Below are 8,366 nucleotides of genomic sequence, written 5' to 3'. Positions count from 1 at the left end.
GGCTGGGGGGTCGGGGTGGGCGTCTCCGTTGTCGGCGTCGTCGTTGGGGTCGCAGACGACGACGGCCGGGGGCGGTAGGTGTAGCGCGGGGAGTCCGGGGCGATGACCTCAGACGTGGCGGATCGTGAGGTCACGGCCGGGGGGGAGGAAGCGATGGTCGCGATGGGCGGTGGCGTGGTCTGCTGCGCGGTGACATCGTTCGGCTCGGGGGTCGAGCCGCCGGAGGTCAGCCCGACAGTCAGGGCGATGGCCGCGCCCATCACGAGCATGGCCGCTCCGGCCACGACCGCGATCGTCCGCTGTCGACGCCGCTGGGGGTCGCCCGGTCCGTGACCGTGCCCGTCGCGGCGGGGAGGCTCGGCGCGGCGCCGGGCCTCGCCGAGGGGCAATAGTCCGGCGGCGTGATTGTCGTCGTCGAACAGATCCAGGTCGGAGGTCGCCGACACGGGGGTGGCCGCGCCGATGCGGGTCACGTCGTCGTCCACCGGAGACCCCGCCACGCTGTTGAGCCCGATGCTGGTCGGCGCGTCGTGGTCGGGGTCGGGCCGCGTCCGGCCAGGCGGTGCTGCGCGGTTCTGCGGCGTGGTCCGGTCCGGCGGGATCACGTGGTTCGATGGGCCGGTGCGGCCGGGTTCCCCACGACCGGTGCGCGACTCGGCAGCGCCCGCAGCTGCCACGGCGGCCCCGTCAAGGGGGTTGAGTAGGGGATCCACAGTGACGTCGCGGTCAGCGGGGACGGGCGGCGCGGCGGCGGACGCCGAGCGGTTCGCCGGGCGCGGGACAGCCCCCTGGTCTCCCACGGCCGCCGGAGCCGCCTCGCCCGCCTGGACTCCCGCGGTCCCGGCGACACCGCCGCCCGACCCCGGCCGGGAATCTGCGGCCGGTCCGGCGCCTGCTGCCGGCTCGGCCGGGTCGTCGAGGTTCTCCAGGCCGACGTCGACGGAACTCGCGTCCGTCTCCTCGCCCGTCCGAGGACGGGCGTGCATGACCGAAGCCGGTACCGGATTCGCATTGCGCGCGATCGGGATCAGCCGCCGGCGGATCTCCGTCACGTCGGGCCGCTCCTCGGCCGGCCGGTCCATCAGGTCACTGAGCAGGTTGCGCAACGGGCCGGCTAGCCGGAAGGCCCGCCGGCGACCCTCGACCACGGCGGTCAGTACGGCGTAGGTCTCCGGGCCCTCGAACGGCGGCTGGCCCTCGACAGCCGAGTACAGCGTCGCGCCGAGCCCCCACAGGTCGCTCGCGGGAGTGCCGGAGGAGCCCCGGACCCGCTCGGGAGCGATGTAGGCCGGGGAGCCGACCAGGGCCCCAGTGCCGGTCAGGGTTACGTCGCCCTCGGTCGCGGCGATGCCGAAGTCGGTGAGCCGCACCCGGCCGTCCCGCCCGAGCAGGACGTTCCCGGGCTTGACGTCGCGGTGGAGCACGCCCGCCGAATGGGCCGCGGCGAGCGCGTCGGTCAGCGCCAGCCCGATCGCGGCGACCTGGTCGAAGGGCAGCGGGCCCTGGTTGCGGATCACATCGCCGAGGCTGTCCGCGTCGACGAGTTCCATGATGATCCAGTGCCGCTGATGTTCCTCGACCACGTCGTACACCGAGACGATGGCGGGACTGTGCAGCCTGGCCAGGGCACGGGCCTCGCGAAGAACCCGGGCCCGGATCGCGTCGCGCTCGTTCTGCGCGCCGGCCATCGGCACGAGGATCTCTTTGATGGCGACCGGGCGCTGGAGTAGTTCGTCCTCACCGCGCCAGACGACACCGGCTCCACCACGCCCGATGGGCGTGTCAAGCCGGTAGCGCTGCGCTACGTAGCGAGGTGTGCCGTGCCGGGAGGTGTCCGGGGGCACACTTGCCGATTTAGCCATCGTGTCAAGTCTGACAGATGGACTGATGCGCGCGCCGGACGGCCCGCATCTTTCCGAACACTACGGGCACCGCAAATCCGTCGATGGCCGACATCACGGACCGGGCCGGAAGGTGGCGAACAGCTGGCGCATCAACGGTTGATCTTGCAGCCACAGATCCTCCCTGGTATGCCAGTACAGGGCATACCCGTGGCCGTTGCGAATCGCACCCCGGTTGAGCACATGCACCATGACCCCGTCCGACCCGCGGTACCCGAACTCCCAGTCGGCCTGGTTGGTGCCATCCCCACCATCGCTGGGAGCCAGCCGTATCCGCCGATAATCCCGCACGCTCTGCCGGAAGCCGGCCTCGTTGCGTCGCCAGTCGCCGATGGCAGAGGTGTTTGCTTGCCTGACGCTACCGACACGTAGGAAGGACCGGGCAGCCGGGTCCACGAAGTCGACGTTTCCGGGTCCGCCGGGCCCCTCGCGGCGCTGCCAGTCCGAGGGGTACGCCACGGACCAGCCGGCGGTGGGATCGACGTAGGACACCCAGCCAGGCGGGCCCGTGACCGGGGTGGTTTCCCGCGCGACGGGCTCCCCGGCCGCCGCCGGGCCCGCCGGGGCCGACCCGCCGGCTCCGGTCGGCGACGAGCTGCCGCCGGTCTGGTTGGTCGAGGTGCCGCGGCTCTTGTCGTCCGGGCCACCTGTCACCACGATCACGATGCCGATGATCGCGGCGGCGGCCAGTGCCACGAGCGTCGCCACGGCGATGGTCACGCGACGCCGATCCCCGGCGTCGGGGTCGCGTGGCGGACCTCCCGCCGGCTCGATTCCTGCCGGCCCGTCGGGCGCCGGCCGTAGCCGGGCGGTCGACGGTGGGGAGGCCGGTGCGGCGGTGGCGAAGAGATTAGCCAGTTCGACGTCGCCGCCGGTGAAACCGTTGCCGTGCCCTCGGCCGATGAGCCGGGCCCGGGCCGGGATTCCGCCCAGGGCACGCATCCGGTCGATCGAGTGCATGCGCTCCAACGGCCCGGTGGGACGGGACCGAGGTGTCCGCGACGGCGTGGCCTCCTGACGCGTCTCGGTGTCCTGGCGGGCTCCGGTGTTCTGCTGAGCCGCGGCGTGCTGGCGGACCGCATCTCGTTCGACTAGCTCGCGCAGTCGCCTGCGTACGACGGTGAGCGGTGGTCGGCTCGCCTCGTGCGGGGCCATCAGGTCGTCGATCACCGGTATAAGTGGTCCGGCCAGCCGGAAGGGCTGGCGTCGTCCCTGAAGCAGGGCGGTGAGCACCGAAATCGGGTCACCGCCGGTGAAGGGCGGGTAGCCTTCGACGGTAGTGAACAGCGTGGCGCCCAGTCCCCACCGGTCACCCGCGGCGCTGCCGGCATCGCCACGGGCGCGTTCCGGCGGCAGGTAGGCGGGGGAGCCCATCACCATCCCAGTGCTGGTGAGCCGGGGATCCCCCTGGCTGACCGCGATGCCGAAGTCGGTCAGCCGGGCCCGGCCGTCCGCGGTCACCAGCACGTTGCTCGGCTTGACGTCGCGGTGCACCACGCCGAGCCGGTGCGCGGCCTCCAGGGCGTAGGCGAGGCTGATACCGATCCGGCACGTCTCCTCGACCGGCAGCGGTCCGCGATCGTTGATGATCGTGGCGAGGGACTGGCCGTCAACGTATTCCATGATGATCCAGGGCAGCTCGCCGTCGTCGATGACGTCGAGGACGGCGACGGCACCGGGATGATGCAGCCGACCGGCGGCGCGCGCCTCGCGTAGGACCCGCTCGCGGGTCAGGTCGCGTTCGTCCGCGTTCTCCCCGAGCGGCAGCCGTACTTCCTTGATTGCAACCACGCGCTGGAGCAGCTCGTCGGTGGCCCGGTGCACGACGCCGAATCCGCCGCGTCCGATGACCCCGTCGAGCCGGTACCGTCCCCCGACGAGGGCCACCGCTCTGGCCGAAGCCGGATTGTCCGGGGACTCGCCTGCCATCCCGTCGTCCCTTCCGATCGCCGGTGGGGCTCGCATCCATGGGATCACATCGTGGCCGGACCGGGGGTCGGGCATGCTGGCGACAGCGACCGAACGGACCACGGACCTGGGGTGCAGTGTGAACGATAAAGACTGGGAGCGGTTGCGGAACGCCGCTGTCCGTGTCGCACAGAGCGCCTACGCGCCCTACTCGGGTCTGCGGGTGGGTGCTGCTGCACTGGTCGTGGATCTGCCGGACGCCGCCGGGCGTACCACCGGTGACGACCCGTGGATCGTCGTCGGCTGCAATGTTGAGAACGCGTCCTACGGCCTCGGGCTGTGCGCCGAATGCGGTCTCGTCTCGGCGCTGCACGCCAGAGGCGGTGGTCGGCTGCTGGCGTTCGCCTGCGTCGACTCCGACGGTGCGCCGTTGGCGCCCTGCGGACGGTGCCGCCAGCTGCTCTACGAGCACGGCGGGCCGGATCTGCTCGTCGCCACGGGCGACGGCGTGCGCACCATCGCGGACCTGCTCCCCGCAGCGTTCGGACCGCACGATCTACCGGGTGTCGCGTGAGCGGGAGCTTCGACGTCGTCGATCTGATCCGGGCCAAGCGAGACGGTCGACCCGTCGATCTCCGGGCCGTCGACTGGCTCATTGACGCCTACACTCGGGGTCTGGTCGCCGACGAGCAGATGTCGGCGTACCTGATGGCGGTGGTGTGGCGCGGGATGGCTCCCGCAGAGCTGGACCGCTGGACCGCCGCAATGATCGGCAGCGGGGAGCGCCTGGACCTGACCGGCGTGGGACGTCCCACCGTCGACAAACACTCCACCGGAGGGGTCGGGGACAAGGTCTCGCTCGTCCTGGTGCCGCTGGTCGCCGCCTGTGGGGCCGCGGTCCCACAGCTCGCCGGGCGGGGGCTCGGTCACACCGGTGGAACGCTGGACAAGATGGAGGCGATCCCCGGCTGGCGAGCGGATCTGTCGGCCGCCCGGATGCGTGAGCTCCTCGCCGAGGTGGGTGCGGTGATCTGTGCCGCGGGTGCCGGCCTCGCCCCGGCCGACCGCCGGCTCTACGCGCTGCGGGACGTCACCGGAACCGTCGAGTCGATCCCGCTCATCGCATCGTCGATCATGAGTAAGAAGATCGCCGAGGGCACGTCGGCGCTGGTCCTGGACGTCAAGGTCGGCTCTGGGGCCTTCATGACGTCGGTGGATGAGGCCCGTGAGCTCGCCCGGGCGATGGTCCGGATCGGCGTTGCCGCCGGGGTCCGCACCGAGGCCCTGCTGACCGGGATGGACCACCCCCTCGGCCGGACCGCCGGGCACGCGCTGGAGGTGGCCGAGGCCGTGGAGACCCTCCGTGGTGGTGGGCCGGCGGATCTGGTGGAGGTCACCGTCGCGCTGGCCAGAGCGATGATCGACCTCGTCGCCACCGAGCTCGGCCACCGGTCCGGTGCTCTCCATGATCCCGCGCAGGTGCTGGCTGCCGGGGACGCTTTTGCGGTGTGGCGGGCGATGGTCGCGGCCCAGGGCGGCGATCCGGACGCGCCGCTTCCGGCGGCGAGCCATGTCGAGACCGTCCCCGCGCCGGCGACCGGCTATCTCCACCGCCTGGACGCCCGAGCGGTCGGCGTGGCGGCGTGGCGGCTTGGCGCGGGCCGGGCCCGCAAGGAGGACGCGGTCTCCGCGACGGCGGGCGTGCGGTGGCGGGTGGGAATCGGTGACCCGGTCACGGCCGGCGAGCCGCTGCTGGAACTGCACACCGACGACCCGGCCAGCGTCGAGCGAGCCCGGGAGGCCCTGACGGGAGCGGTGGAGGTCGCCGCGACGCCGCCCCCGAGCACACCGCTCGTCCTCGATCACCTCAGCTGAACCGATCACCTCAGCTGAACCGGTCCCGGCAGTCCGGGTCGTCATCGTGCCGTCGCTGTTCTGTCGTACCCGTGGCCTACCGTCGAGACGATGACGGAGGACATGATGACGAACGACGCACGGCCCCCGACGATCACGGTTGAGGACATCCGCCGGGTGCCGAAGGTACTGCTTCATGACCATCTTGACGGCGGGCTCCGGCCGGCCACGGTGGTCGAGCTCGCCGACGAGACCGGTTACCGCGATCTGCCGACCACGGACGTCCACACCCTGAGCACGTGGTTCCGTGGCGGCGCGCATAGCGGCTCGCTCGTCCGCTACCTGGAGACGTTCCGGCACACGGTGGGGGTGATGCAGACCCAGGAGGCCATCATGCGGGTGGCGCGGGAGTGCGCGGAGGATCTCGCGGCCGACGGCGTCGTCTACGCCGAGGTGCGGTTCGCCCCCGAGCTGCACGTCGAGCGCGGGCTGTCCCTGGACGCGGTGGTCGAGGCCGTGCTTGACGGGTTCCGGGCCGGTTCGGCCGGCACACCGCTGCACCTTCGCGCCCTGCTCACCGCGATGCGCCATCAGGCCCGCTCACTGGAGATCGCGGAGCTCGTGGTCCGGTGGCGCGATGCCGGCGTGGTCGGGTTCGACATCGCGGGCGCCGAGGCGGGCAATCCGCCCACCCGTCACCTGGACGCCTTCCAGTACATCCAGCGGGCGAACGGCCACTTCACGATCCATGCAGGCGAGGCGTTCGGCCTGCCGTCGATCTGGGAGGCCGTGCAGTGGTGCAACGCCGATCGGCTGGGGCACGGAGTGCGCATCGTCGATGACATCACGGTCGATCCGGACGGTAAGGCGATCCTCGGTGATCTCGCGAACTACGTGCGCGACGTCCGGGTGCCGCTGGAGATGTGTCCCTCGTCGAACGTGCACACCGGAGCCGCGCCGAGCATCGAGCGGCACCCCATCGGGCTGCTTCGCCGGCTGCAGTTCCGGGTCACGGTCAACACGGACAACAGGCTGATGAGCGGCGTGTCGCTGTCGAGTGAGTTCGCGACCCTCGTGGACGTCAACGGCTACGGCTGGTCCGACATCCGTTGGCTCACCCTCAACGCGATGAAGTCCGCCTTCCTGCCCTTCGACCGGCGGCTCGATTTCATCAACAACGTCATCAAGCCGGGCTATGCGGAGCTTGTCTCCGCGGAGTCAGCCTGATGAGCGGTGGGCCGGTGAGGCCCGCCTCGGATGTCGTGGTGGGAGCCGATGGTTGCCCGCGATGCCCGTGGGGTCTGTCCGCGCCGGAGTACGTCGCCTACCACGACGACGAGTGGGGGCGTCCGGTCAGGGACACGGTCGGTCTGTTCGAGCGGCTGACTCTGGAGGCGTTCCAGTCCGGCCTGTCGTGGTTGACGATCCTGCGCAAGCGGCCGGCGTTCCGGGCGGCGTTCGCCGGATTCGACCCGGCCGCCGTGGCCGCGTTCGGTTCCGCGGATGTCGACCGGCTGCTCGCCGACGCCGGCATCGTCCGAAACCGCCGCAAGATCGAGGCGACGATCGCCAATGCCCGCGCCGTCCTTACGCTGGACCGTCCCCTCGAGGATCTGATCTGGTCGTTCCAGCCGGAGCCGGACGGGGCGGGTGGCGCCGGCCACCCTCGCCGACGTGCCGGCGAAGACCCCCGAGTCGGTGGCGCTCGCCAAGGGGCTGCGCGCGGCCGGGTTCGTCTTCGTCGGTCCGACCACCGCCTATGCCCTGATGCAGGCCTGCGGGCTCGTTGATGATCATCTGTCTGGCTGCTGGGTGGCGGGGCGCGTGGGCTAGCCGTCAGATCTCGGCTGTGGCCGTCGGCGGCGGATCATCCGGGGAAGCCGGTCACCTGGGAAAGCCGGCGAGCACATCCGCGGAGGCGGACAGTCCGAGCCGGGTCGCGCCGGCCTCGATCATCTCGATCGCCTTCTCGGCGGTGCGGATGCCGCCCGAGGCTTTGATGCCGAGCCGGCCACCCACGGCCGCCGCCATCGCCCGCACTGCGCGCACGCTGGCCCCGCCGGCCGGGTGGAAACCGGTGGAGGTCTTGACGAACTCGGCGCCGCCGGCCTCCGCTGCCCGGCAGGCGGCGACGATGCTCTCGTCCGGCAGCAGGGCCGTCTCCAGGATGACCTTGAGCACGACGTCCGGCGGCACCGACAGCCGGACCTCGGTGATTTCGGTCTCGATCGCTCGCCAGTTCTCGTCCATCGCGTTGGCGATGTCGATGACCATGTCGATCTCCGTGGCGCCGTCCGCGACCGCCCGCCGCGCCTCCTCGGCCTTGATGACGGTCAGGTGCGTGCCGTGCGGAAAGCCGATGACGGAAGCGACGCCGAAGGCCGGCCCGACCTCACCGCCGTCCCGTCGGGTACTCGCGGCGGCCAGGTAGACATGGGTCGGCGCCACACAGACGGCACCGACACCCAGCTTGGCAGCTTCCCCGCACAGCGCGAGTATCTCCTCGCCGGTGGCGGACGGCTGTAGCAGTGTGTGGTCGACTATCCGGGCCACCTCGGCGCGCCGCAGCGTGGGGCGAGCGCCGGCGGCCGGTCGGGAGGGGCGCTTCTCGGGTTCCTCGCCGGGACGGTCCGATCCTGCCGGAGCCGTTGTCATACGTTGCATCATTGCCGATCGCCCGGCTTCGCGTACGAGGAGTCCTTC

General features: G+C 71.5%; 6 protein-coding genes and 1 pseudogene. 4 read left to right on the top strand and 3 right to left on the bottom strand.

Translation table 11 applies throughout. The features are described from left to right. Both AC08OV_RS13310 and AC08OV_RS13305 read right to left on the bottom strand, forming a co-directional pair. Positions 1-1,862 (bottom strand): serine/threonine-protein kinase (locus AC08OV_RS13310; RefSeq protein ID WP_476619736.1); only part of this gene is annotated, 1,862 nt, incomplete at its 3' end. 93 nt (positions 1,863-1,955) lie between these two features. Next, positions 1,956-3,830: a serine/threonine-protein kinase gene (locus AC08OV_RS13305; RefSeq protein ID WP_476613978.1), complete on the bottom strand. Its 1,875-nt coding sequence runs from the start codon at positions 3,828-3,830 to the stop codon at positions 1,956-1,958. 118 nt (positions 3,831-3,948) lie between these two features. Between AC08OV_RS13305 and AC08OV_RS13300 the strand changes: the two genes are divergently transcribed. The 4 genes and pseudogenes from AC08OV_RS13300 to AC08OV_RS13285 all read left to right on the top strand — a co-directional run bounded on the left by AC08OV_RS13300 (position 3,949) and on the right by AC08OV_RS13285 (position 7,496). Beyond that, positions 3,949-4,383, top strand: a complete 435-nt coding sequence (locus AC08OV_RS13300) for a cytidine deaminase (RefSeq protein WP_462186664.1) — start codon at positions 3,949-3,951, stop codon at positions 4,381-4,383. Next, on the top strand, positions 4,380-5,684 hold the full coding sequence (locus tag AC08OV_RS13295; RefSeq protein WP_476613977.1) for a thymidine phosphorylase: 1,305 nt from the start codon (positions 4,380-4,382) through the stop codon (positions 5,682-5,684). Before AC08OV_RS13300 ends, AC08OV_RS13295 begins: the two co-directional genes overlap by 4 nt. Positions 5,685-5,789: 105 nt before the next feature. Further along, positions 5,790-6,890, top strand: coding sequence for an adenosine deaminase (locus tag AC08OV_RS13290; protein ID WP_476599688.1), 1,101 nt, complete (start codon positions 5,790-5,792; stop codon positions 6,888-6,890). Beyond that, positions 6,890-7,496, top strand: a pseudogene (locus tag AC08OV_RS13285) (DNA-3-methyladenine glycosylase I). The gene AC08OV_RS13290 and the pseudogene AC08OV_RS13285 overlap by 1 nt, the downstream one beginning before the upstream one ends. A 51-nt stretch (positions 7,497-7,547) precedes the next feature. Here AC08OV_RS13285 and deoC read toward each other — a convergent pair. Continuing rightward, positions 7,548-8,327 carry a deoxyribose-phosphate aldolase gene (gene deoC, locus AC08OV_RS13280; protein WP_476613976.1) on the bottom strand — a complete coding sequence of 260 codons (780 nt, stop codon included), beginning with the start codon at positions 8,325-8,327 and terminating at the stop codon, positions 7,548-7,550. Between the last annotated feature and the right edge of the window lie 39 nt (positions 8,328-8,366).

This window comes from Frankia sp. CeTa3Moorea (assembly GCF_978021225.1).
The sequence above is the reverse complement of the archived record's forward strand: the minus strand, read 5'-3'. Positions and strand labels throughout refer to the sequence as shown.

Excerpts from the sequence above, each read along its gene's own strand:
- AC08OV_RS13290 (WP_476599688.1), top strand. The coding sequence starts at position 5,790 with ATGACGAACGACGCACGGCCCCCGACGATCACGGTTGAGGACATCCGC.
- deoC (WP_476613976.1), bottom strand. The coding sequence starts at position 8,327 with ATGCAACGTATGACAACGGCTCCGGCAGGATCGGACCGTCCCGGCGAG.
- AC08OV_RS13305 (WP_476613978.1), bottom strand. The coding sequence starts at position 3,830 with ATGGCAGGCGAGTCCCCGGACAATCCGGCTTCGGCCAGAGCGGTGGCC.